Below are 23,246 nucleotides of genomic sequence, written 5' to 3'. Positions count from 1 at the left end.
CAGGTAGGTTCTGCCCATGACGAGTGACTGGCGGAAGGATCGGATCGGAAGCGCGCTGCGTGGTGAAAACCCCTCAGTCCTGCGGAGATTGGACGCCGGGTTCGCGGTGATCGGCGATGTCCAGTTCCTGCCGGGCTACTCGGTGCTCCTGGCGGATGACCCGGCGGTCGAGAGGCTGTCGGACCTGCCCAGGGGGAGGCGTATGGCGTTCTTGTCCGACATGGAGCGCCTGGGAGAGGCGGTCGAGCGGGCCTGCCGACGGTCGGACGGGGCCTTCCGCCGCGTCAATCTGGAGATCCTCGGCGACACGGACGGCTTCCTGCACGCACACGTATGGCCGCGCTACGCATGGGAGCCGTCCGACCTGGTGGGTATGCCGGTGTGGCTCTATGCCCGCACCCACTGGAGCGACGCGCGGTACGCGCTCGGCCCGCAGCACGACGGGCTGCGCGCGGCGATCGCCGGTGAGTTGGACCGGTTGCGCTCAAGTGGGTGACGGCGGAGTCCACGTGCCCACCCGGCCAGTCGGCAGACCGAGCAACCGAGCAGGGGCCTCCCGCTGACGGAACCCACGTCGATGCCCTCAGTCCTTGCGCCCCGTAGCCGCCACCGTGACCCCCAGGCCGATCATGGCGAGGCCGCCGACCCCGCCCACCAGGGAGAGCCGTCGCGGCGAGCGGGCGAACCAGTTGCGTGCCGTCGCCGCGACCAGGCCCCACGCGCAGTCCGAGGTGACCGCGATTGCGGTGAAGACCAGACCGAGGACCAGCATCTGGGCCGGGACATGGCCCTGACCGGGGTCGGTGAATTGCGGCAGCACCGCCGCGAAGAAGACGATGGTCTTGGGGTTCGACACGCCGACCGCGAAACCCTCCCAGAACGTCCGCAGGCCGCCCTGCTCCGCCCCGGCACCGGCGAACGAGGCCCGCAGGGAGCCACGCTCCCGCCAGGCCTTGACCCCGAGGTACACCAGGTAGGCCGCCCCCGCGAGCTTGAGCGTCGTGAAGACGAGGAGGGAGCGTTCCACGAGGGTTCCGATGCCCATGGCGACGGCCACGATGAGCACGTACGCGCCGAGCGTGTTCCCCACGACCGTGGTCAGCGCCGCGCGGCGGCCCTGGGCAGCGCCCTGCCGATCACGAACAGCACGCTGGGGCCGGGAATCACGATCAGCAGGAACGACATGGCCGCGAAGGCCAGCAAACGGTCTGTGGACACCATGCCGCTCATGCAAGCACGGCGGGGTCCCGTGCTTCCAGCCCTATTCTCCGGTCCGCTCCACCGGCGGGGACCGCGGCCCTGCGGCTGCGGGCCCGAGCGCGGGGGAGTGGTGAAGGGGCCGTGCGGCACTAGGATTTGAGCGCTCGGCACCAACGACCGGAAGGACGCGGAGATGAGCGTGAACGGGGGACGGGTGCCGTGGGATCCGTACGGAGGAGGGCATCCGCCGCGTCCGGTGCGCCGGCTGACCTTCGGACGGCTCTTCAACCCGATCGCCGTGGGGCGCGCGGTGTTCACGCCGTCCAGGCCGGACCGGGTGGACGACCCGGTCGTGAAACGGGTACAGGTCCTGCGCACGGTCGTCGGCCTGGTCGCCGTCACATGGATGCTGATGTCCTACGGCCTGGCGGCGGACGCCGACGCCGTCGTGGACGATCGCTTCGGCCAGATCCGTACCACCCTCATCACGCTGGGAGTGACCTTCCCGGTCGCCGTCGCGGTGTTCATCGCGGCGGCCCGCCCGCCCAACCGGCGTCTGTTCCTGCGCCGTGTGGCCAAGCCCGCCGGGGCGCTCCTCGCGCTGGCCGTCACGCTCGCCGTGCCCCGGCTGATCACGGGACTGGGCTATGTGGACGAGGACACGGACTGGACGGCGTCGGCAGGCCGGGTGGTCCTGCTGTTCGCGTCGGGCGCCTTCCTCCTGTGGCTCGCGCCCTTCGCCCTCTACGGCATCGCGCAGTCGCTCGTCCATGTCTTCAGGACAGCGGACCTCCACGAGACCGTCCCGCCCCTGCTCGCGACCCTGCTGGTGTGGGAGGTCGCCCTCCTCGACGTGTTGCGGGGCGCCTACGACGGCGTGCCGTTCGCCGTGCGGCTGGCCTTCCTCTTCGGCGCCCCGCTCACCGTCTCCGCCGCGGCGATGTGGGAACTGCGTCGGCTGCGTACGCGGCACGGCATCACCCTGCGGGCCGCACTGCTGCGCTGAGCCCCTGGTTCTGCCTCTCCACGACGTCCTTGACGAACACGACGCCGTCGGCCTGTGCCAGATGGGCCGGGTCAAGTGAGGCATAGCCGAACCACGGGGACACACGGGGCGCGGGCCGTGTGCCGCCGAGGGCGGCGGCCAGGCGCGGGGCGTCGATGACGCAGCGGTCCTCCGGAAGTGCGTACAGAAGGCCCTCGAAGGTGTCCGGCGGCGGTGCGTCCACTCCCTGGTGCCGGATCGTGCCCAGTGCCGTGGCCACGAAGGCGTAGCAGGCGCCCAGTTGGGCACCGGCCAGCGCGCCGGCGCTCCACCACTCCACCGGCGCCCCGCCCATCCGCATCGAGCTGACGGGCCGTTGGAGATGGGCGTTCTGGGCGTGGACGAGCGTGCGGCCGCGTGCGGCCAGGGCGAGCAGGTTGCGGGCCATCATCCCGTCCCGGACGGCCACCAGCCAGGCCATGCGGGCCGGTGAGCTGTCGGCCATCCAGTGGTGGTAGCGCAGCAGGCCCGTCGCGGTACGCGCGTACAGGCGGGCCAGTTCCCAGTCGTTCTGCCCGTTCCCGCGGTTGTCCTGCTCGCTCCCCGAGCCCGTCGCGAGCAGGCGCGGCATCTGCTGGTCGAGCAGCGCCGCCAGATCGTCGGCGATCAGGCGCAGCCGGGCCGCATCGGCCGACCGGCCGGCGGAACGCGACGGGTCCGTCATCGCGGCGGGTTCGGTCCACCGGTCGTCCGAGCCGAGCAGCTGGTCGAGCGCGTCCGAGGTGCAGGGGAGCAGGTCCGTGGCCACCCGGGCCGCCAGGTAGCCGTGGAGTGCGGTGAGGGACTGTCGGGGGCTCGCGGCGTGGGTGATCTCCAGCGGGCCGTCGAAACCGGCGAAGCGCAGTCGCTCGGACGCCGGCCGGCCCTCGTGGTCGGCGCGGACGTTGTACGCGCGCATCCACCGTACGAGCTCGCGGTTGGCTGTGAAGGCGCCCCAGCCGTGGCTGATGCCCTGCTCCATGGCCTCGTCCAGGGTGCCCGTTCCGGAGGTGATGTAGTCGTCGACGGCCAGGCCCTTCACACAGTCGCTCTCGAGCGCGATCGTGCGGTAGCCCTCCTGCTCGACGAGCTGCCGGAAGAGGTCGTTGCGCAGATCGAGAAGGGAGTTGTCGCCGTGGGTGGGCTCGCCGAGGGCGAGCAGACGGGGCCGGGCCGGGAGCAGCCCCATGACGGCGGCGGCATCGACGGCATGGATGAAGTCCTTGATGTCAGTAGCCATGCCTTCAACGCTATCGTTGAACCTTCGATGGAGACTTTTCCGCGATATCGTCGGTTCCATGGGGCAAAACCTTCAAAGCAGTGATCGGCTCAGACCCATCGATCTGGCGCGCGGGCACGGTCTGTCCACCCAGGCGGTGAGGAACTACGAGGAGGCCGGCATCCTGCCCGCCGCCGGTCGTACGCCCCACGGCTACCGCACGTATACGGCGCTCCACGCGGCCGCCCTGCGCGCGTTTCTGGCCCTGGTCCCCGGTCACGGACATCGGACGGCGACGCAGATCATGCGGGCCGTGAACCGGAGCGAGCCCGATGAGGCGTTGCGGCTCGTCGACGAGAGTCATGCCCAGCTCCTCGACGACCGGCGGACCCTCCGGGCGGTGGAGAGAGCCCTGCGCGACCTGGAACCCGCCCCGGCGCCCGAGCGACGCGCCGGGCCCCGCGACACCTTCATCGGGCCGCTGGCCCATACGCTCGGAATCCGCCCCGCGACACTGCGGAAGTGGGAGCAGGCCGGACTGGTACGCCCCGTCCGCGACCCGCGCACCGGCTACCGCGTCTACGACGAGGCGGCCGTACGGGACGCGCGGCTCGCCCACCAGCTCCGGCGGGGCGGCTATCCGCTGGAGCAGATCGCCCCGTTGCTCGACCAGGTTCGGGTGGCCGGCGGGCTGGAACCGCTGGAGTCGGCACTGCGCGACTGGCACGGCCGGCTGTCCGCGCGGGGGCGCGCGATGCTGACGGGGGCCGCAGAGCTGGACGCGTACCTGCGCCGGCGCGGGCAGGACATCGACGGCCGCTCGCTGACGACTGATCTTTGACGAGCGCCCGCCGGTGGCCGGCTGATCCGACGCCTCAGTCGTCGTCGTGCCCGGGTTCGCGGCGGAGCCGTCCGGTCCATACGGGTTCGACCTCGTCCCACTCCCGTTCCCACGCGTCGAGCCGGCGGTTCATGGCCCGCCGACGCAGGAGAAGCACACCACCGGTCTCGGCCAGTCCGACGAGACCGGTGGCCACGATGCCGAAGGCCATGGTGGTGAGGGCCCTCTGCGAGACGCTCAGTGAGTTCTGAGGCAGGTACGTCCCGGAGTCGTTCACCCAGATCGCCACGGTCCGGCCCCGGGGGGTACCCGGCTCCACATGGATGGTCCCGGTCATGGGCGTGTGGCTCGGAAACTCCCACGCGGCCGGTGCCGTGGCGGTGGGGGCGCCGGCGTACCGCGTCTCGGGGACGAGCCTGGCCCGGTCCGTGGTGGTGGCGACCACTCGGTGCCGGTGTGCTGCCGCTTCCTGACCCGACCGCGCGTCGGCGTTCCAGGCCACCCCCGCACACAGGACGCCGCAGATCAGCGCGACGATCACGGCAAGGACCAGGGCGGGACGTCCGAACTGCCGCTCCTCGGACGCACCGAAAGGCAGACCGAACGGCGGACCGCCGGGCCGACTCGGGAAACCTTCAGTCCCCATGCCGCTCGCCTCCGTACCCGGGCCCTCACCCCAGCCTGGCATCGTCGGTACCCCGCCGCATGTGGGCGTCGCGGCATCCACACCTGATTGCGCACGGACCCGGGCACCGCCTCCGTACCCCGCCCGTCACGGCGCCCGAGAGGTGCCGATCTCGATGCGCCTGAGGGACGGGAGGAGCAGGGGCAGCAGCATGGCCGTCGCGATGAGTCCACCGGCGGTGACGGCCACCGCCGCCGTGCCGAACACCGCGGCGAGCACGGGGACGGACAGCTGGCCCACCGGAATCGACGCGAACGAACCGAACTCGTCGTACGCACCGACCCGGGTGCTCAGCTGTTCCGGAACATGGTGGTGCCAGACCGTGGACCACGCCACGGTGAAGAATTCGGACGCCACCCCTGCGGCGAACGCGGAAGCGGCAAGCCAGAAGGTGTGCGCACCAGTGCCGAGGAGAACCAGGGGGAGACCCCCCAAGGTCATCAGGCCCAGGGCCGGAGCCATGGGCCGGCGGACCGTCAGCTTCACCATCACGGTGGTGGCGAGCAGGGCCCCGGCGCCGCGGGTGCTCAGGACGATGCCCCAGCCGTCGGCACCGATCGTGTCGAGCGCCATCACCGGGCCGAGGATGTTCCACACGCCCATGTTGGCGGCGTTGAAGACGGCGAAAACCAGGCTGACCGACCAGATCCACGGCCTGGAGCTGAAGTAGCGCCGGCCCTCCCGTAGTTCGCTGCGCATCGTGGGGTCGTTCGCGGCGCGGGAAGGCATGTCCGGCAGCGCCATCCTCCCGAAGCAGACGGCCGCCAGGAGGAAGGACGCGGCGTCGCCGGCGATGGCCCAGCCGCCTCCGACGGAGACCGTCAGCAGACCGGCGGCGCCGGGCCCGATCAGCCGGGCGATGTTCTTGACCGATGCCAGAAGGGAGTTGGCCTGCTGGATCCCGCTCCCGCTCGCGAGCTGCGGGACGATGCCGCGCAGGGTCGGGGTGGTCAGCGCCTGCGAGATGCCGTTGACCGCGGCGAGCGGAAGCAGGAGCACGGGGTCCTGGTGCGTGAGCAGAAGAACCGCCACCCCGCCCTGGCTCAGGCCGGCGCCCAGGCTCGTGACGTAGAGCACGGTGTCACGGCGGTAGCGGTCGGCGATACCCCCTCCGACGATCATCATCCCGATCATCGGGACCATGGAAGCGGTGAGCACCGCGGACAACCACCTGGCGCTGCCGGTGAGTTCGAGGACACCGAAGGCCAGTGCGACGGGCGACATGGCCCCGCCGGCCACGGTGACCGACCAGCCCGCGAAGAACCACCGGAACGACGGCGAACGGAGCGGTTCCCCGGAGGCGAGACCGGTACGGGACGTCTGCTTGCAGTCGGCGGGGGAGGGCGAGTCGTCCCGGTCTCCGGGTGGATCTGGTTCAGGCACGAGGGGCGATGCTGCCGGCGCGGTCGAGGCTCAGCAAGCGATTTCTCCGGGCCCGGCAGGCTGCTGAGGGGAGGGTGGTCCCTGTCCGGTCACCGTCCGCCCTTGACGTGCACGACCGCCCCCGGCCGATCATGGCTCATGACGCGCGCCCGCTCGACGCAGCCCGCCCTTGCCGCCGGTTCGCTCGCCGGTTCCCCTCAACCCGTACTCACCTCCGCCGCTGGTCCGGTGCTGCGCCCATGGGTGGAGGACGATGTGCCGGCCTTCCTCTCCGCGTACCGCGACGAGGAGATCCGCCGCTGGCACACGCGACGGGCCTCCACCGAGGCGCAGGCCCGGGAGTGGTTCGAGGCCTACCGCCAGGACTGGCTGCGCGAGGAGGGCGGGCACTGGGCGATCACCCGGGACGGTGACGACGTACTCGGCCGGATCGCGCTGCGCGGCCTGGACTTCGACGACGGCGTCGCCAACGTCGCGTACTGGGTGCTGCCGGCGGCCCGCCGCATCGGCACGGCGTCCACGGCCCTCGCCACGCTCACCGAATGGGCCCTGCGCGAGGCCGGCTTCGAGCGCCTGGAGCTGGACCACTCGACACGCAACGCCGCGTCCTGCCGAGTCGCCACGAAGTCCGGCTACCGCTGGGAGGGCACCAAGCGCAGCGCCGCCGTCCATGACGACGGCCGGCACGACATGCACCTGCATGCACGCATCCGGGGCGACGAGCCAGATATTCCTTGACGCGAATATTCTCTACGAGGAATACTTGTGTCCGTGAACGACATGGACACACTCCTCGCGGCGCTGGCCGACCCGGCCCGCTGGCGGCTCGTGAACCTGCTCGCCGAGCGGCCCCGCCCGGTCGGCGTCCTCGCCGAACTGGCCGGGGCGCGACAGCCGCAGACGACCAAGCACCTCCAGACCCTCGAACGCGCCGGCGTCGTCACCTCGGAGCGCACCGGGCAGCGCCGTATCTACGCGCTGCGGTCCGGCCCCCTGCGCGAGCTGGCGGCCGCACTCGGCCGGCTCGCCGACGTCACGGAGCGGGCCGGTGGTCCGAACGAGACCCATGAGCGGTACGGAGCCGGCGTCATCGCGGAGCGGCATGCCGCGCGGGAGCCGGGGTGGGCCGACGGCCGTTCGTTCGGCTTCCGCCGGTCGCTGGCGGGGCCACCCGAGGTGCTGTGGCGCCACCTCACCGAGCCGGCGCTGCTCACCGGGTGGTGGACCCCCGACGACCTCCGCCTGTCCGAGCTCGTCTTCGAGGCGCGCGAAGGCGGACGGATCGTCCAGGAGTACCGCGACATCGAGGACGCCGACGGCTCCGGCGAGGTGGCCGGGCGCGCGGAGGGCATCGTCGACGAGGCCCGCCCCGGGCGGCGTCTCGCCTACCGCCTCTCCCCGCTGCTTCCGGACGGCGGCCCCGCCTTCACCAACCACGTCACCTTCGACCTGCGGCCGACGGCGACCGGCACGGACCTCTACGTCCACTGGCGGATCACCGACAGCACCGTCGGCTCCGCGGACTTCGTCGCCGGCATCGAGATCGGCTTCGGCCAGAGCCTCGACAAGCTCGCGACGGCCCTGGCCGCAGCCCCGCACGACACCGACCGCACCAACCGCACCGACACAGGGAGCGCATCATGACCGACTCGACCGGACGCAGGGTGACCGCGAACCTCAATCTCTCCCTCGACGGGCGGTACCACGGTCCCGGCGGGCCGAGCGACTTCGGTACGTTCGTGCCGTACGTGACCTCCGAGGTCGCCCGGGGCCAGCTCGGCCGCATCTGGCAGGACGCGACGACGGCGGTGCTCGGCCGGGGCAACGCCCAGGGCTTCATGGGCTACTGGCCGACCGTCGCGGACGACGAGCACGCCGATGCGCGGGACCGCGGATACGCGAGGTGGCTGGTGGCCACGGAAAAGGTGGTGCTCTCCACCACCCTGACCGAGGCCCCGTGGGAACGCACCCGCGTGGTGGACGCCCCCGCCGCCGAGGTCGTCGCCGAGCTCAAGGCCACCGGCGAGGGTGACATCCTCGTCAACACCAGCCCGAGCGTCATCAAGCCACTCCTGGCGGCAGACCTGATCGACCGGCTGTACCTCATGGTCCTCCCGGTGATCCTCGGTGGCGGAGAACGACTGTTCGAAGACGGCCTGCCGGTCTCGAAGTGGAAGCTCACGCACCTGGAAACGGGAGACCTGGGCGAGATCGCCATGGTCTATGACCGCGTCCGCTGAACCGCCCCTGCGGGCTCCGTCTCCGGCACGCCCGTCAACACGTTCGGCTGGGCCCGGTACGGGACCGCAAGCGTGGCCCGCTCGACGACGAGAACCGGGAAATCATCACGGTCGCGCGGCGCGGGAAACCGGCGGGCGAAAAGGAAAGGCGAGGAGATCGCTCTCCTCGCCACTCCTAACTTATAGCGCAGCGGGGGGCTTGCGGCAAGGCCCGGGTCGTAGCGCAAAATCGTCGGCCGAGGCCCATAACCTGCGGAAATGAAAGGCGCGACGTGCGTGTGCGGTCGGCCGAAGAGGGGTGCGGTGACGCGATGGAGCGGCGCAGCGCGAGGGGACACGAGCGTCACGGAGGTAGCGCGATGAGCGAGCGGTACGTGTGGGATCTGCGGGACATCGACGAGACGCAGGTGGCTGTCGTCGGGGGAAAGGGCGCGCATCTGGGCGCGCTGTCGCGGATCGACGGCGTGCGTGTGCCGAGTGGCTTCTGTGTGACGACGGAGGCCTTCCGGCGGATCATGGCGGAGGCGCCGTCCGTCGACGATCTGCTCGACCAGTTGGCGAGCGTGAACGCGGACGACCGGGAGGCGGTCCGCGCGCTCAGTGAGCGGATCCGCCGGACCATCGAGGAGACCGATCTGCCGGGCGAGCTCGCGGCGGCGATCACCGGCGCGCTCGCGCGGTTCGGTGAGGACGCCGCGTACGCCGTCAGGTCCAGCGCGACAGCCGAGGACCTGCCGACCGCCTCCTTCGCCGGCCAGCAGGACACGTATCTGAACGTCGTGGGACCGGCCGCAATCCTCCGCCACATCAGCCGGTGCTGGGCCTCGCTGTTCACCGAGCGGGCCGTGACCTACCGCGAGCGGAACGGCATCGATCACCGTACAGTCCGCATGGCCGTGGTCGTGCAGCGGATGGTTTTCCCGCAGGCGGCCGGCATCCTGTTCACGGCCGATCCCGTCACGGGCCACCGCAAGGTAACCACCGTGGACGCCGGCTTCGGCCTGGGGGAGGCCCTGGTCTCCGGGCTGGTGAACCCGGACGTCTTCAAGGTGCGCGACGGCGAGATCGTCGACCGGGCGATCGCCGCGAAGCGGCGAGCCGTTCACGCCCGGCCGGACGGTGGCACCGAGGAAGTCGCGATCGACCCGCAGCGGCAGGAGCAGCCCGCGCTGACGGACGAGCAGGTCGTACGGCTCGTGGAGCTGGGGCGGCGGATCGAGGCGCACTTCGGCAGCCCGCAGGACATCGAGTGGTGTCTGGCCGACGACGGCTTCCGGATCCTTCAGAGCCGGCCGATCACGACCCTGTTTCCCATCCCGGCGAGCGACGACCACGAGCAGCACATCTACGTCTCCGTCGGCCATCAGCAGATGATGACCGACGCCATGAAGCCGCTCGGACTCTCCATGTGGCAGCTGACGGCCATGGTGCCGATGCACGCGGCCGGCGGGCGGCTCTTCGTCGACGTCGCCGCGCGGCTGGCCTCGCCCGCGAGCCGCGCCGGTCTTCTGGACGTCATGGGCAAGGGCGACCCGCTGGTCAGGGACGCCCTGGAGACCGTCCTCGACCGTGAGGGGCTTCTCCCGCCCCAGGACGCTGGTCCCGGCGCGCCGCCCGCCGGTGGTGCGGCCACCCCGGCCGAGGCCGATCCGGCGATCGTCACCGAGCTGATCGAACGCAGCGAGACATCCGTCGCCGCCCTGGAGCGCGACATCCGGACCAGGAGCGGACCGGAGCTGTTCGACTTCCTGCGGGAGGCATTCGCCGAGCACAAGCGCGTCCTCGGCGATCCGCTGAACATGCGGGCGATCATGGCCGGGATGGAAGCCACCTGGTGGCTCAACGACCAACTGCTGGAGTGGCTGGGCGAGAAGAACGCCGCCGACACGCTCACGCTCTCCGCCCCCGACAACATCACGTCCGAGATGGGCCTCGCCCTGCTCGACGTCGCGGACGCGATCCGGCCGCATCCGGACGTGGTGACCTTCCTCCAGGGCGTCGAGGACGAGGGCTTCCTGGACGAGCTGCCCAAGATCGAGGGCGGGACCGCGGCGCGCGACGCCATCGAGGCCTATCTCGACCGCTACGGGATGCGCTGCGTCGGGGAGATCGACATCACCAGGCCGCGGTGGAGCGAGCGCCCCACCACCCTCGTCCCCGCGATCCTCGACAACGTACGCAACTTCGGCCCCGGCGCCGCCGGGCGGCGCTTCGAGCAAGGGCGGCTGAAGGCACGCGAGAAGGAACAGGACGTGCTCGCACGGTTGCGGACCCAGCCGGACGGGGAACGGCGGGCCGACGCGACCAAGCGGATGATCGACCAGGTCAGGGCCTTCGCCGGGTACCGCGAGTACCCCAAGTACGGCATCGTCAGCCGCTACTTCGTCTACAAGCGGGCCCTGCTGGCGGAGGCCGAGCGTCTCGTGCGGGCCGGTGTGCTGTCCGAGAAGGAGGACAGCTTCTACCTCACGTTCGACGAATTCCACGACGTCTCGCGCTCCCACCGGCTTGACGAACGGCTCGTCGAGCAGCGCAAGGACGCGTTCCGGTCGTATCAGGCGCTCACACCGCCCCGGGTGCTCACATCGGACGGCGAGGCCGTCAACGGGGCGTACCGGCGCGACGACGTGCCCGCCGGCGCCCTGACCGGTCTGCCCGTCTCCGCCGGGACGATCGAGGGGCGGGCCCGCGTCGTCCTGGATCTGGCGGACGCCGACCTGGAGCCGGGCGACATCCTGGTCACCACGTTCACGGACCCCAGCTGGTCACCGCTGTTCGTCGGAATCGCGGGGCTGGTGACGGAGGTGGGCGGCCTGATGACCCATGGCGCGGTGATCGCCCGGGAGTACGGCCTGCCGGCCGTCGTGGGCGTGGACCGGGCCACCCGGCTGATCCGGGACGGCCAGTGGATCCGGGTGCACGGAACGGACGGGTACGTCGAGTTCCTGTCCTGACCCCTCCGGGGTGGGCGCGCCGGGTGTCTCTCGCAGAGTGGCCCGCCGAGCCGAACGGGGGAGAGACACCGTGAGCAGCAGCACGGACCGGGCGGCCCCGGCGGCGGCCGGGGCTCGCAACACCCCCTCCCGGGCACCTCGGCCGACACTATGGAAAGCGCCTGGGCGGACGCGACCGGGGAGTGGCCCTGCTCGGCATCCTGACGGGATGGCTGCTGATCCTGTGCAGCGTGCCGGCGGTACTGGTGTACGCCGGAGTGCCGGCCGGACTCGCGCTCCTGGTCGACTCCGCGAACTGAGCCGGGTTGGCGCGGCCATACGGGATGCGGCGGGCGCCGCTGTCCTGTCCGGCCCGCCGACCCGCGCCATCTGCCGGGGAGGCCGGACCCGTCACCGGTAGCCGGTCGTGTCCGCCGGCCCGTCCGCGTCGGCGACCTCGACCAGGTAGCGCCAGCAGTCCGGGCGCGAGCCGTCGAGATCGGTGAAGCCGTACTCCCGCGCGAGCTGCCCACTGGACAGCGACGCGCCGTTCCTGCGCGCCACGTCCGCGTCGCCGGCCAGCGCCGCGACCGCTCGTCCGACATACGCCGGGCTCTCCGAGATGCCGAAGTGCGGCACCGCGGCCAGCGCGTCGCGCCAGTTGTCCTCGGTGACGCCGAAGGCGTCGAGCATCATCTCCGAACGCAGCCAGCCCGGTGTGAGCGCCACCGCCGTACCCTCGTGCGGCTCCAGCTCGTGCGCGAGCACGAACGCCATGCGGACGACGCTGTTCTTGACCAGGTCGTAGAAGTACGAGTTGCGGTAGTGCGCCGTGTTGTACGCGGCCGTGCCGTCGGTCATCTCGACCACCAGCCCGCCCGGCCGACGGATCAGCAGCGGCAGCAGGAAGTGGCTGGTGATCGCGTGGGTCTCCACGCCGAGCCGCAGCAGCCGCAGCCCGTCGTCGAGGTCGTGCTCCCACACCGGGGTGTCGAACGCGAACAGCTTCTCGCCGCCCCAGATGTCGTTGACCAGCACATCGAGCCGCCCCTGCTCGGCGTCGATCCGGCCGGCCAGCGCCCGGACCTGCTCGGGCACCAGATGGTCGGTGGGCACCGCGATGCCCGTTCCGCCCGCCGCGGTGACGAGCTCGGCGGTCTCCTCGATGGTCTCCGGCCGGTCGTACTCCGAGCGCCGCTCCCGCGTCGTGCGTCCGGTCACGTAGACCGTCGCACCCGCCGCGCCGAGCTGGACGGCGATGCCGCGCCCCGCTCCCCGGGTGGCGCCCGCGACCAGCGCGGTCCTTCCCCGGAGGTCCGGAGCCGATGTGCCGGGCATGAATCCCATGGAGTTCCCTGTCTGTCCGCACGGTCTGGTCGGCCGGAGTCCGCGTTCCGCCATCGGCGCCGGCCGGTGTCACCATGCTCGATCGGAAACCCGACACCTTCTGTCGTATTTTCCCGGGCGTCGCGACGGCCACTCGACCGGGCGCACTCGGGGCTGCCCCGGCGGCACGCGGAGGGCCCCCGCGAGGCGATGCCGCGCGGGGGCCCTCCCGTCGACCGCCGTCGCCCGTCAGGTGGCGGCGGCGGTCCGCGTCAGAGGTCCAGGGAGAACTGCTGTGCGGCCGATCCGTCGCACTGCTGCTGCGACAGCCGCGCCCCGTCGGCGGTGGAGGCGCCGTCCACGGCCAGGCACTTCCCGCTGTTGCGGGCGACGAAGCGGTACCGCCCGGCCGTCCCGGAGGGCTCCGCCTTCCACTGCTGGTTGGTGCCGCCCACGTACGACCACAGATGGACCCGCGTACCGGCCGAGGTGGCGGCGGGGCCGCCGTCGACGTCCCACACCTTCGTGTTGTGCCGGTTGACGACCTGGTACGTGCCGTCCCCCGCCGGCCGGAACTGCCAGCTCTGGTTGGCTCCGGTGCCGCAGGCCCACTGCTGGAGCGCGGTGCCGTCGGCGGTTCCCCAGTCGGCGGCATCGAGGCAGGCGCCACTGTTGATGTTCCTGACCCGGTACCAGGCGGCCGAGTCGATGGAGCCCCCGGCCGGCGGCTCGGTCGTCCCGCCGTCGGTGCCGCTCCACACGAAGGTGGCGACCGCGCCGGCGGGCAGGGTGTAGACGAGGGACTTCCCGTTGTCGGTCAGCGAGAACTGCTGGGCGCCCGAGGCCGTGTTGACGACGTACGCGGCACGGGTGCCGTCCGGGTTCTGGAAGGCGACGTTCTCCACACCGCCGTTGCCCTGGCTGGTGGAGCCGATGCGGGTGGCTCCGGGCCTGACGAACTTGCTGACGTGACCGAGCACGTAGTACTCGGCGTTACGGGTGACGTTGCCGTTCGCGATCTCCACGACACCGTTGCAGCGATCGGCGCAACCGCCCTGGTGCGGGCCGCCGTTCTGGTCGAGAGCGAGGTTCCAGTCGACGACGGTCTCGCCGCCGTTGCGCATGTTCTGTACGACCAGGTTCTCGGCGTGCCACTTCAGGGTGTCGGCGAACGTGGTGGACCGGTCGGCGCTCTCGGTGCCGGAGCACTCGGTGAAGAAGACCCGCTTCCCGGCGTTGACGACCTGCTGCTGCGCGGAGGGGTCCCCGCCGTAGCAGTGGAAGGCCGCGCCGATCACCCGGTTGACGCCCGGCGTCCCGTTGAACACGTCGATCGGGTAGTTGGGGTGGTCCCAGTTGTGGTCGAAGGCCAGCAGGTTCGTGGGCAGGCCGGCCGCGGTGAGGGCGCGGTCGAGCACCTTGATGAAGTCCGCCTGCTGCGACGACGTCATGGTCATCGACGGGTAGCTCGCCGCGAACTCCGGCTCGTTCTGCACGGTCAGATCGGTCAGCGTGATGCCCTGCTGTCCGTACGCCTGGATCGCCTTGACCAGATAGTCGGCGTACGCCTGGTAGTTCTCGGGCTTGAGGCCGCCGCCGTTGAGCGCGTTGTTGGTCTTCATCCAGGCGGGCGGCGTCCAGGGGGTGCCCATGAAGCGGATCGCGGAGTTGACCGAGGTGGCCTGCTTCAGGACCGGGATGATCTCGGCCTTGTCCCGGTCGATGGAGAAGGACCCGCGGGTGTCCTCGTACGTGTAGAGGCTGTTGTCGGCGTTGAAGTCGCTGCTGCCGAGCGGCTGGCGCAGATAGGTGAGCCCGATGCCGTCACCGGCGGTGGAGAACAGCGAGTTCATCAGGGCGTTGCGCCTGTCCTGCGCGAGGCCCTGGATGAGGTGGGCCGAGGCCCCGGTGACCGAGGCGCCCGCCCCGGTGAACTTCTGGCTCCTGCTGTTGGCGTCGACGCGGATGTCGACGGACTGCGGTGAGCCGGTGAACGGGACGGTCCCCTCGGCGGAGAGTCTCTTTCCGCCGTCGGGGGTGGTGACCCATACCTGAGCCGTGGGGTCGGCGGCCTGGGCCGCCGTGCCGCTGCCGGCCAGGCCGACGGCCGCGACGGCCATCGCCAGCGCGGCGGCTGCCGCGGCGCGCGCCCGTGGGCGCCGGGGACTGTGGTGGGACATGTGCGGCTCTCCTTCGGTCATGCCTGGGGGGAGGTGCGGGGCCGACGGGTCACCGGCCGTGTGACGACCCGGTGACGGCGATATGAAAGCACACTCACTAAGTGGTTAGTAAGTAGTCGGTACGGCTTTGCTGCACGGCCCTTCCCGGCCCGCTCGCGCCCCCCGGCGGCCCGGGCCGGGCCCCTGGCCGGCGGGGCGGGCGCGGCGCCCGCCCCGCTGACCGGCCGGTCTAAGCTGTGCCGGTGAGCAACCAGTCAGCGAGCAGGCCAGGCCGGGCGGCCAAGCCCCGCATGCCCCGAAGCCCGGAAGCGCAGCAGCGGCAGCGGGACATCCTGCACATCGCGATGGACACCTTCGCCGCACGCGGCTACAACAACGCCTCGCTCGCCGAGATCGCCGACCGGGCCGGCCTGACCCAGGCCGGTGTCCTGCACTACTTCCGCTCCAAGGCGCTCCTGCTCACCAGCGTCCTCGAACTCCGCGACCAGTCCGACATCGAGCAGCTGGGCCCCGACCGCCCGCACGGACTCGATTTTCTGCGCCACCTGGTCGACACGGCGCTGCGCAACGCCGAACGCGAAGGCATCGTCCGCCTCTACGCCGTCCTGTCGGCGGAGTCCGTCACCGACGACCATCCGGCGCAGGAGTACTTCCGCGACCGGTACGACGGACTGCGGTCCTTCGTCACCGACGCCCTGCGCGAGGCCTGCGAGCTGTCCGACGAGGACACGCCGAGGGCCGAGAACGCGGCCAACGCCGTCATCGCGGTCATGGACGGCCTCCAGGTCCAATGGCTGCTGGCGCCCGGAGCCGTGGACATGGCGGCCTCGACCGACCTGGTGGTCACCTCCCTGCTCGCGGCGCTCGCACCGCACAGGTTCGGCCCGGACGGCCGGGCGCGGCAGGCCGGAGAGGGCCGTACGAAATGAGCTTGTACGATCTTCGAGTGGGTGTCTAACCTCGAGCGCGACGGCGTGTAGCTCAGTAGTCAGAGCACCGGGCTATGGTCCCGGGGGGCGCAGGGGCAGAACCTGCCACGCCGGCTATGAACGCCAACGACACAAGCGATGAGCGGGAGTTCCCCGCAGGGGCCGACGGATCCGCGACGGCCTACCCCGAAGCCATGCTGGCCCGGGCCTTCCTGACCGCCCTGACCCACGACGACGCCGGTACACGCGAGCGTGCCGAGCGCCGCGTCGACCGCTGGCGGGCCGTGCTCTCCGGCATTGCGCAGGGCCGTCTGACCATCGGCTCCCGCGCACCGGTCGCTGGGCTGCCCGCGTGGGTGACCCCGGAAGTCGTCCGGGGCGGATTCGCCACGTCCGAGCCGAGCGCCGGAGGCCCGCTCCAGCCGTACGAGCGCGACGCGGCGGACCGCGCGGGCGTGCCCGCCGAGCGCGGGGCCCTGTTCGCGTACTGCCTGACCGAACCGGGGCTCGCGCGGCTGTACGCGCTGCTCGACAGCGGCCGCTACGAGATCACCGTGCCCGAGGAAGGCGCCCTGCTGACCGCGGCCTGGCTGGTGCGGGCCGGGGACGTCGCCGGTGCGCTGGAACTCGTCGAGATCCTGGCGCCCTTCGCCGACCGCCTGCGCTTCACGCCCCGCCCGTCCGACCTGCCCGCGCCGGAGGTACGGGCGGTCCACCGGCGTACGGTCGGCGACGCCGGCGCGACCCTGGCCCGCAGGCGCCCCAACACCGCGATCGAGACCCAGCGCGAGGCGCTCACCGTCTGGCAGCCCTTCGGCGACGAACTCCTCGTCCACTGGCTGGAGACGGCCGGAAGCGGCCGGGTACCGGACCGGGCACCCGAGGACGACGACGCGTGGCGCGAGCGCGGCGCGGCCCTCCTGCGCCGCTACCGGGAACTCGCCACGGCGCACACCCTGTGTAGCGCGCACCGCGACCCGAAGGGGAACCTGGGCATTCTGCGCGGCGCCCTGGAGGAGACCGTCGCCGGACGCCCTCTCGGGCCCCGGCAGCTCGGACTGCTGCGGCACGCCGTGGAGTCCATGGTCCGCAAGCGCGGCCGCCCGGGCTCGGCACGCCACACCGAACTGCGCGCCGGACAGGCGGCCCAGGCCGCACAGCCCTCGTACCACGCGTTCGCCCAGCTGGTCCTGCACCGCCTGTCGGCACTCGCCCAGCACACGGGCGTTGCGGACACCGCGCCACTGATCGCGGCCGTCTCGCCCGACGAGGCCAGGCGCACGGGACTGCCCGCCGGAGCGAGCGTCCCGGCACCGGTCCGGCGCGTCGTCGAGGGCGCGCTCAGCGCTCCTATCGGCGCGCTCGTGGAACGCGGAGTCGTGCCTTCCGCCGAGGTCCTGGCCGAGCTGGTCCCGCAGTTGGTCGCCTCGACCGGCGCGCAGGCCTATCAGGACGAGGCGCTGCGCACCTTGATGGCCGCGCACTACCGGGCCTTCCGCAACCGCCGCTCCCTGTTGCTGCTCCACCTCGCCCGGCAGGTGCGGCCCGACGAGCTGCCGTGGGTCCGCGCGACGGCCGCGTACCGGACCGGCGACGGCCAGGAGCCCGCGCGGGCCGTGCTGCGCGAACTCGGCGAACTGGCCGTGCAGGCCTTTCCCGGCACGCTCCTGCCCAACCCGCTGGTCCGCGAACTCGACGTACTGGCCTGGCAGGCCGAGGCCGGTGCGCCCTTCGTGGAGGAGCTGGCCGCCGACATCTTCATGGGCACCTTCACCCCCAAGTTCCTCGCCGCGGCGCGCGTCGCCGGAGAACTGCTCGGCGGCACGCTGTACGAGCGCTACTACGGCATCGACTACGCGGCCGTCCGCAACCTCGCCGTCACCGAGGCGAGCGAGGCGCTGGCCCGGACCCACCGGCCCCGGACCTCGCCCGGATTCGCGAAGCTGTGTACCGAGCGGGCCGGTGCCACGGACCGCCGCGGCATGTCCGTGGGCGCCAACGGCACGGTCATCGAGCAGGCCCAGATCCTCACCACGCACAACCTGGCCACCCTCGTCGCCCGGATCGGCATCCGCCCGGAGCCGGGCTGGGAACACCTGGCCGGAGCCTGCTTCCGTACGGTGTGCCGCCTGACGGCCCGTGTGCACGGCAACCCGCGTCCGCTGGCAACGATCAAGGACGCGGCGTACGCCTGGCGTCAGATGGTCTTCCACCTGTCGCTCTGCACCCCCGCGGCCCAGGCCCGCGCGATCGCCCGCCTCGACGAGGAGACGACCCGCCACCCCGCCCACGTCGCGGCCCGCCTCGCCCCCGCCCTCACGGGCCTCCGCCGGGCCGCGTCCGGCGGCGCCCCCGACACAGGGGAGGGCCGTCTCTTCCTCGGCTGGAGCACCAACCCCCACTGGCTCCGCCCGGACCCGAAGGGCCGGCGGGGCTGAGCCGTCCACGTTCCTGGGCGCGGGCCATGACCGCACGGCCCGTCCGCCCGGTGGCCGGCGCCGGACCCGTGCTCTAGCTCCGTTCGAGGCCGGGCCGGTCAACTGGGGTCAAGGCCATGGGCTCACCTCGCGCGGCGGGCACGGGCGAAGGGCGGTGTTTCGGATGCCCGTGTCCCGGAAGCCGCGCAGGTGGGCGGCAGGGGAGCGGTGCTCGTGGCGTCCTGCGTCGAGCCGCGGCGGGTGGGCCCGTCCTGCGACGCGCTCGCCGGGCCGGCCCGGTCCCACCCTGATACCCCCTGGATTGGAGATTCGCATGTCGAGCAACTTTCCGGCCTTCGCCGAGTTGATCGCGCAGACCAAGCACTCCGCCGTCCACCTGGAGATGCGCGACATCTACACCCCGAAGGGCCCGGTCTTCGTGGACTGGCAGAAGGGCATCCCGATCGAGTACGACCGGCACGGCGACTGGATCGACCTCGTGCAGGACGCGCTGAAGCGCGGCATCGACTGGCGGCGGGCGCGGATCGTGTCCGAACCGGTCACCGACTTCATCCAGTACGAGTGGGAGACCACCACGATCGTCAACGTGCCCGCCGGCGAGAAGGTGCGCTGGCTGCCCAGGCAGCGGGCGTCGGACCTGCTGCTGCCCGGCAACGACTTCTGGGTGTTCGACGACAGCCTCCTGCGCTGGACCACCTTCCACGGCGACGGCTCCTGGGGCCCGCACGAGTTCTCCGAGGACCCGAAGCTGATCCGGCAGTGCAAGGAGGCGTTCGAAGCCGTGTGGGAGCGCGCCGTCGACCACGCCGACTACACCCCGCCGCGCAAGGAGCAGGCCGCGGCCTGAGGCGGCCCGCCCCCTGCGGCCCCTCTCCCGTCACCGCGGACCGCACCCGCGGTGACGGGGGACGGGCCGTCTTCTTCGTAGGAGGAAAAACCATGACGGTGCAGCGGCTGATCCGCCTGGACAGCGACGACAAGGCCCGTGAACGGCCACCGGGCGCGCGCAACGACATCCACTTCACCGAGGCGCAGATCCGCCCGATCGTGACGTCGCTCAGTCCGCCCGGCGGCCGGGTGCTCGACCCCTTCTCGGGCTACGGGACCACCATCGTCGTCGCCGACCGGCTCGGCCGCGTCGGCACCGGCATCGAACTGCAGGAGCAGCGGGTCGCGTCGAGCAACGCCCGGCTGCCGGCGGGTTCACCGAGCCGGTTCGTGGCAGGCGATGTGCGCGACTGGGACCGGCTCGGGCTGGGCGAGTTCGACCTGTGCCTGACCAGCCCCCCGTACATGGCGCGGCACGACCACCCGGAGAACCCGCTCACCGCGTTCCGCACCATGGACGGCTCCTACAGCGGCTATCTCGCCGAACTGGCCGACATCTTCGGCACCATCGGCAAGCATCTGCGCCCCGGGGGCCGGATCGGTGTCTGCGTAGGCAACTTCCGCGACTCCAGCGGCAGGATCACCCCGCTGGCCTTCGACGTCGCACAGGCGCTGTCCCCGGTGCTCGACTTCGAGGGCGAGATCTACTTCGACTGGAGTACGCCGTCCGAGAGCGTCACCGGCGACTACTGCCTGCTGTTCTCCGCCCCCGGGGCCTGACTCCGGCCGCCGCCCGTGAGCGGTCAGATGCCGATGATCTCGAACGGCATCGTCGGCACGCCGTGGAACCGCTCCCCGAACCGTGTGTGCTTGGCGGTCAGATAGCCGGCCACATCCGCCATCGGGTTGTCCGGCGGCAGCGACGCGAGATAGCCGGCGTGTGCGGCCAGCGCCTCGATTCCCGCCTTCATGCCGTCGGTGACGTCCACGGCGTGCGTGGACGCAGGGGAACCGCCGACCGCGAGGAAGCGCACCCCGGCCCACGGCGCGAAGCCCTCCTCGACCAGCTCCGGGAAGACCCACGGATTGCCCGCGTCGTTCGCGGCGTCGAGCAGCGCGACGCCCACATTGCGGTGGTCGGCCGAGTTCCAGTCGCCGCTGCGCCACCGCTCGTGGAAGTTGATGGTGACCAGCACGTCGGGGCGGTACTTGCGGATCGTACGGGCCAGATCGCGGCGCAGCGGCAGTCCGTACTCGATGGTGCCGTCCGGGTGGTCGAGGAAGTCCACGTCCCGCACTCCCACCACGGCCGCCGCGCGCAGCTGCTCCTCGACGCGCATCGCGCCCGTGGCGGCCGGTTCCATGGTGGCGACCCCGGCCTCCCCCCGGCTCACCACGGCATAGGCGACGAACTTGCCCTGCGCGGTCCACCGCGCGACCGCGCACGCGGGCCCGTACTCCAGGTCGTCGGGGTGCGCGACGACGCACAGCACCCGCTGCCAGTCCTCCGGCATCGGCTCGTACGGCTCGGTCATGGTGCTGCCTCCCTGGGAGTACACGTGGTCGGGGCGGGCGGGCGGGCGGGCGGACGGGCGGGCGGGCGGTGGGCACGGGGGCCAAGACTCCTGACGGACGGCTACGGCGACGTGGCCACGAGGCCGGGCCGCTTCTCGGCCCCGGCCCCGGTCTCCGCGACCGAGCGCAGCTGCTCCTCGAAGAAGGCGAGGGCCCGCAGGTGGTAGCTGCGGGCGGCCCAGCCGAGGCTGATGTTGTGGCCCGCGCCCGCCTGGTGCTCGACCCGGACGAGCGGGGCCCCCGTCAGCCGTGAGGTCAGCTCGGCGATGTCCGGCTCCTCGTGCAGCCACCAGGCCTCGTGCTCGGCGAAGGTCAGCCGCAGCGGGACCGTGACCCGTCCGGCCAGCTCCTCGAACATCCCCGGCCACCGTGTCACCTCGGCGGCCTCACGCACAGGCATTGGAGCGACGAGTGCTTCGGCCGCACGGAAGGTGCCCGGGGGATACAGCCCCAACGGGCCCCAGGTGCGCTCCCAGTGCAGATGGCGGCGGATGCGGGGAAGGCCGGCCGGTTCCACGTTGTAGCGGTGACCGAGGCCGGAGATGTCCAGGGCGAGCAGCCCGGGGGTGCGCGCGGCGGTCGTGAGGGCGAGTTTGCCGCCGTAGGAGTGGGCCAGCATCAGGAAACCCCGCCCGACGGCGTGCCGTTCGGCGAAGGCGTCGAGTGCCACGGGCAGGACGGCCGCCTGTTCCTGGAGGGTCAGTCCGGCGGGCACCTGCTCCGCCGACCGGCCGTAGCCGGGGCGGTCCAGGGCCAGCACCGTGAACCCGAGCCGGGCGCCCAGCGTGAGCAGGGACAGGTCGGCGTGGGCCTGACCGTCGAAGTAGCCCGCACGCATGCCGCCGCCGTGCACGGCGACGACGGTCGCCCGAGGGGAACCGCCCGGCGGCTCGGCCAGCAGACCGGACAGCGTCAGGCCTGCGGCCTGGAGGAGAAGCGGGCGCACCCCTGCCGAGTGGGTCGGCGTCGTCTTGTTCCGGTCCGTCCTGGACATGCTCACGGTGGTCCTTGGGGAAGGCTGGAAGGCGAGGTGGCTCGGCTCGGTTCGGTTCGTGAGGCGACGTTAGGCCGCTTCTCTCGCCCGCCCCTCGTGCTCCGCTCGAGCGAGCGGCACGGGCGCCGGACCGCCCGGTCCGGCAGGGGCTCACGGCCGGTCACGTGGTCTGCGCCGCCCCGGCCGGCTCGGGCTCCGGCACCCGGGTCCGCTCCGCCCACCGGACGGCGGGACCGCCGGCGACCAGCACGGTGAGGAACAGGGCGCCGATCAGCGCCCAGCCGGGCCCGCCGAGCCGGTCGGGCACCGTGGTGACCAGGGCCGGCCCCGCGATCAGGGCGAAGGCGTCGCCGGTCGCGAAGACGCCCAGGTACTGCCCCTGCGCATTGGCCGGCGCCAGCTCGTACCGCAGTCCCCACCGCGCGGCCTCGCCCCAGATCTCGCCGAACGTGAAGAGCACCGCGACGCCCAGGAGCACGCATGCCGCCGCCCAGGTGGGCATCGATCCGGTCAGCGCGGTGACGCCGCACGCGACGGCGAGCACGACAGCGGTGTACCGCTGGAGCCGCGCCGCCCCCCGTACGGTGTCCGCGTCGCGCGACATCCGTACCTGGAGGAGCACCACCATCACCGTGTTGGCCAGCATGATCCATGCCGCCAGCGCCCGGGGGGCGTCGGTGTGCACCACCAGCCACAGCGGCAGACCCACCGCCAGCGCGGTCGGCCCGATCCGGAGGATTCCGGAGACCTGGGCGACCGCCAGATAGGGGAGATCGCGCATCGCCCCGCGCGGCCGCTCCTCACGCGGCGCGCGCGGGACACCCGGAACCCCGGGCAGCCGCATGTAGAGCCACGCCACCAGCACCATGGCCACGGCGTTGCCCCAGAACAGCGCGAGGAACGCGGTCTTGGAGTCGGCGGCGATGACCAGGCCGGCTGCCAGTGAGGCCAGCGCGAATCCGCCGTTGAACACACTCCGCATGTAGGCCGAGAGCCGTACCCGGCCCTCGCGCCCCATCACCCCCGCCACCAGCGCGCCCCGGGTGACGTTGCCGCTCTGCTCGGCCAGCCCGAGGGCCACGGCCATCGTGAGATAGGCGGGGAAGGAGTGGACGAAGGCCGCCGCGACCAGCGCCACCGCCTTCCCCAGCGCGAACACCGCCGTGGTCCCGCGCGGCCCGAACCGGTCGGCGAGCTGCCCTGCGGGCATCCCCAGCGCCAGCGCCAGGATGCCGGCGAGCGACATCCCGATGCCCACCTGACCCGGCGACAGGCCGACGACATGGACGAAGTAGACGGCACCGCCGGTGACATAGAGTCCGTTCCCGAGGCTGGCCACTGCGGTGCACAGGACCAGCACCCGGCCGGCACCGGGGTCGGGAAGCAGGCGGGAGATCAGGCGGGACATGGCTGGCACCTCGCGTGGTGGGGGTGGTCGGCTCCGCGGCGGG

General features: G+C 72.0%; 19 protein-coding genes, 1 tRNA gene and 1 pseudogene. 12 read left to right on the top strand and 9 right to left on the bottom strand.

Going from position 1 to position 23,246, the window contains the following annotated elements:
- Positions 1 to 16: 16 nt before the first annotated feature.
- Positions 17 to 496, top strand: a complete 480-nt coding sequence (locus RLT58_RS00700; RefSeq protein ID WP_311308368.1) for an HIT family protein — start codon at positions 17 to 19, stop codon at positions 494 to 496.
- Between the two features lie 87 nt (positions 497 to 583).
- Here RLT58_RS00700 and RLT58_RS00695 read toward each other — a convergent pair.
- Positions 584 to 1,221, bottom strand: a pseudogene (locus RLT58_RS00695) (LysE family translocator).
- Between the two features lie 172 nt (positions 1,222 to 1,393).
- On the opposite strand from RLT58_RS00695, the gene RLT58_RS00690 reads away from it, so the two are divergent.
- A complete protein-coding gene (locus RLT58_RS00690) occupies positions 1,394 to 2,206 on the top strand; it encodes a hypothetical protein (protein ID WP_311308367.1) in 813 nt (270 codons plus the stop codon).
- Here RLT58_RS00690 and RLT58_RS00685 read toward each other — a convergent pair.
- Positions 2,178 to 3,464, bottom strand: coding sequence for an erythromycin esterase family protein (locus RLT58_RS00685; RefSeq protein ID WP_311308366.1), 1,287 nt, complete (start codon positions 3,462 to 3,464; stop codon positions 2,178 to 2,180). The genes RLT58_RS00690 and RLT58_RS00685 overlap by 29 nt on opposite strands.
- A 58-nt stretch (positions 3,465 to 3,522) precedes the next feature.
- Here RLT58_RS00685 and RLT58_RS00680 point away from each other — a divergent pair, with 58 nt between their 5' ends.
- Positions 3,523 to 4,284 (top strand): TioE family transcriptional regulator, encoded by a 762-nt coding sequence (locus tag RLT58_RS00680; protein ID WP_311308365.1) that lies wholly within the window; start codon positions 3,523 to 3,525, stop codon positions 4,282 to 4,284.
- Positions 4,285 to 4,318: 34 nt separating this feature from the next.
- On the opposite strand, the gene RLT58_RS00675 is transcribed toward RLT58_RS00680, so the two are convergent.
- Positions 4,319 to 4,930, bottom strand: coding sequence for an Rv1733c family protein (locus RLT58_RS00675; protein ID WP_311308364.1), 612 nt, complete (start codon positions 4,928 to 4,930; stop codon positions 4,319 to 4,321).
- 126 nt (positions 4,931 to 5,056) lie between these two features.
- The gene (locus RLT58_RS00670) at positions 5,057 to 6,352 is read right to left on the bottom strand and encodes an MFS transporter (protein ID WP_311308363.1); all 1,296 of its coding nucleotides are present in this window, start codon (positions 6,350 to 6,352) and stop codon (positions 5,057 to 5,059) included.
- A 138-nt stretch (positions 6,353 to 6,490) separates the two neighbouring features.
- Here RLT58_RS00670 and RLT58_RS00665 point away from each other — a divergent pair, with 138 nt between their 5' ends.
- The 4 genes from RLT58_RS00665 (at position 6,491) to rph (ending at position 11,546) form a co-directional block, all read left to right on the top strand.
- Entirely contained in the window at positions 6,491 to 7,090 is a 600-nt protein-coding gene (locus RLT58_RS00665) for a GNAT family N-acetyltransferase (protein ID WP_311308362.1), read from the top strand.
- 42 nt (positions 7,091 to 7,132) lie between these two features.
- Positions 7,133 to 7,996 (top strand): metalloregulator ArsR/SmtB family transcription factor, encoded by an 864-nt coding sequence (locus RLT58_RS00660; RefSeq protein WP_311314383.1) that lies wholly within the window; start codon positions 7,133 to 7,135, stop codon positions 7,994 to 7,996.
- On the top strand, positions 7,993 to 8,592 hold the full coding sequence (locus RLT58_RS00655) for a dihydrofolate reductase family protein (RefSeq protein ID WP_311308361.1): 600 nt from the start codon (positions 7,993 to 7,995) through the stop codon (positions 8,590 to 8,592). The genes RLT58_RS00660 and RLT58_RS00655 overlap by 4 nt, the downstream gene beginning before the upstream one ends.
- 359 nt (positions 8,593 to 8,951) lie before the next feature.
- A complete protein-coding gene (rph, locus tag RLT58_RS00650; protein WP_311308360.1) occupies positions 8,952 to 11,546 on the top strand; it encodes a rifamycin-inactivating phosphotransferase in 2,595 nt (864 codons plus the stop codon).
- Between the two features lie 390 nt (positions 11,547 to 11,936).
- Here rph and RLT58_RS00645 read toward each other — a convergent pair whose 3' ends face one another.
- Together RLT58_RS00645 and RLT58_RS00640 are read right to left on the bottom strand one after the other, a co-directional pair.
- Positions 11,937 to 12,872, bottom strand: coding sequence for an SDR family oxidoreductase (locus RLT58_RS00645; RefSeq protein WP_311308359.1), 936 nt, complete (start codon positions 12,870 to 12,872; stop codon positions 11,937 to 11,939).
- Between the two features lie 251 nt (positions 12,873 to 13,123).
- On the bottom strand, positions 13,124 to 15,031 hold the full coding sequence (locus RLT58_RS00640; protein WP_311308358.1) for an RICIN domain-containing protein: 1,908 nt from the start codon (positions 15,029 to 15,031) through the stop codon (positions 13,124 to 13,126).
- Positions 15,032 to 15,321: 290 nt separating this feature from the next.
- Here RLT58_RS00640 and RLT58_RS00635 point away from each other — a divergent pair, with 290 nt between their 5' ends.
- The 5 genes from RLT58_RS00635 to RLT58_RS00615 all read left to right on the top strand — a co-directional run bounded on the left by RLT58_RS00635 (position 15,322) and on the right by RLT58_RS00615 (position 20,006).
- Positions 15,322 to 15,960, top strand: coding sequence for a TetR/AcrR family transcriptional regulator (locus RLT58_RS00635; RefSeq protein WP_311314382.1), 639 nt, complete (start codon positions 15,322 to 15,324; stop codon positions 15,958 to 15,960).
- Between the two features lie 41 nt (positions 15,961 to 16,001).
- Positions 16,002 to 16,074 (top strand) — tRNA-His (locus RLT58_RS00630).
- A 2-nt stretch (positions 16,075 to 16,076) separates the two neighbouring features.
- Positions 16,077 to 18,398, top strand: coding sequence for a hypothetical protein (locus tag RLT58_RS00625; RefSeq protein ID WP_311308357.1), 2,322 nt, complete (start codon positions 16,077 to 16,079; stop codon positions 18,396 to 18,398).
- A 313-nt stretch (positions 18,399 to 18,711) separates the two neighbouring features.
- Positions 18,712 to 19,245: a DUF6879 family protein gene (locus tag RLT58_RS00620; protein WP_311308356.1), complete on the top strand. Its 534-nt coding sequence runs from the start codon at positions 18,712 to 18,714 to the stop codon at positions 19,243 to 19,245.
- Between the two features lie 92 nt (positions 19,246 to 19,337).
- Complete coding sequence (locus RLT58_RS00615) at positions 19,338 to 20,006, top strand: DNA methyltransferase (RefSeq protein WP_311308355.1); 669 nt, start codon at positions 19,338 to 19,340, stop codon at positions 20,004 to 20,006.
- 23 nt (positions 20,007 to 20,029) lie between these two features.
- Here the strand turns inward: RLT58_RS00615 and RLT58_RS00610 are convergent, their stop codons facing one another.
- The 3 genes from RLT58_RS00610 to RLT58_RS00600 form a co-directional block, all read right to left on the bottom strand.
- Positions 20,030 to 20,761, bottom strand: coding sequence for a PIG-L deacetylase family protein (locus RLT58_RS00610; protein WP_311308354.1), 732 nt, complete (start codon positions 20,759 to 20,761; stop codon positions 20,030 to 20,032).
- A gap of 101 nt (positions 20,762 to 20,862) precedes the next feature.
- Entirely contained in the window at positions 20,863 to 21,795 is a 933-nt protein-coding gene (locus tag RLT58_RS00605) for an alpha/beta hydrolase (RefSeq protein ID WP_311308353.1), read from the bottom strand.
- 160 nt (positions 21,796 to 21,955) lie between these two features.
- Complete coding sequence (locus tag RLT58_RS00600) at positions 21,956 to 23,203, bottom strand: MFS transporter (RefSeq protein WP_311308352.1); 1,248 nt, start codon at positions 23,201 to 23,203, stop codon at positions 21,956 to 21,958.
- Positions 23,204 to 23,246: the final 43 nt, after the last annotated feature.

Origin of the sequence: Streptomyces sp. ITFR-16 (assembly GCF_031844705.1) — a bacterium.
Taxonomy (GTDB): Bacteria; Actinomycetota; Actinomycetes; order Streptomycetales; family Streptomycetaceae; genus Streptomyces.
This window is presented reverse-complemented; position numbering and strand designations above follow the sequence as displayed.

Bases quoted from the DNA above. Each gene is read 5' to 3' on its own strand.
- RLT58_RS00640 (WP_311308358.1), bottom strand. From the start codon at position 15,031: ATGTCCCACCACAGTCCCCGGCGCCCACGGGCGCGCGCCGCGGCAGCC.
- RLT58_RS00600 (WP_311308352.1), bottom strand. From the start codon at position 23,203: ATGTCCCGCCTGATCTCCCGCCTGCTTCCCGACCCCGGTGCCGGCCGG.
- RLT58_RS00635 (WP_311314382.1), top strand. From the start codon at position 15,322: ATGCCCCGAAGCCCGGAAGCGCAGCAGCGGCAGCGGGACATCCTGCAC.
- RLT58_RS00685 (WP_311308366.1), bottom strand. From the start codon at position 3,464: ATGGCTACTGACATCAAGGACTTCATCCATGCCGTCGATGCCGCCGCC.
- RLT58_RS00605 (WP_311308353.1), bottom strand. From the start codon at position 21,795: ATGTCCAGGACGGACCGGAACAAGACGACGCCGACCCACTCGGCAGGG.
- RLT58_RS00610 (WP_311308354.1), bottom strand. From the start codon at position 20,761: ATGACCGAGCCGTACGAGCCGATGCCGGAGGACTGGCAGCGGGTGCTG.
- RLT58_RS00680 (WP_311308365.1), top strand. From the start codon at position 3,523: ATGGGGCAAAACCTTCAAAGCAGTGATCGGCTCAGACCCATCGATCTG.
- RLT58_RS00615 (WP_311308355.1), top strand. From the start codon at position 19,338: ATGACGGTGCAGCGGCTGATCCGCCTGGACAGCGACGACAAGGCCCGT.
- RLT58_RS00700 (WP_311308368.1), top strand. From the start codon at position 17: ATGACGAGTGACTGGCGGAAGGATCGGATCGGAAGCGCGCTGCGTGGT.
- RLT58_RS00625 (WP_311308357.1), top strand. From the start codon at position 16,077: ATGAACGCCAACGACACAAGCGATGAGCGGGAGTTCCCCGCAGGGGCC.
- RLT58_RS00690 (WP_311308367.1), top strand. From the start codon at position 1,394: ATGAGCGTGAACGGGGGACGGGTGCCGTGGGATCCGTACGGAGGAGGG.
- RLT58_RS00660 (WP_311314383.1), top strand. From the start codon at position 7,133: ATGGACACACTCCTCGCGGCGCTGGCCGACCCGGCCCGCTGGCGGCTC.
- RLT58_RS00620 (WP_311308356.1), top strand. From the start codon at position 18,712: ATGTCGAGCAACTTTCCGGCCTTCGCCGAGTTGATCGCGCAGACCAAG.
- RLT58_RS00645 (WP_311308359.1), bottom strand. From the start codon at position 12,872: ATGGGATTCATGCCCGGCACATCGGCTCCGGACCTCCGGGGAAGGACC.
- rph (WP_311308360.1), top strand. From the start codon at position 8,952: ATGAGCGAGCGGTACGTGTGGGATCTGCGGGACATCGACGAGACGCAG.
- RLT58_RS00675 (WP_311308364.1), bottom strand. From the start codon at position 4,930: ATGGGGACTGAAGGTTTCCCGAGTCGGCCCGGCGGTCCGCCGTTCGGT.
- RLT58_RS00655 (WP_311308361.1), top strand. From the start codon at position 7,993: ATGACCGACTCGACCGGACGCAGGGTGACCGCGAACCTCAATCTCTCC.
- RLT58_RS00665 (WP_311308362.1), top strand. From the start codon at position 6,491: ATGACGCGCGCCCGCTCGACGCAGCCCGCCCTTGCCGCCGGTTCGCTC.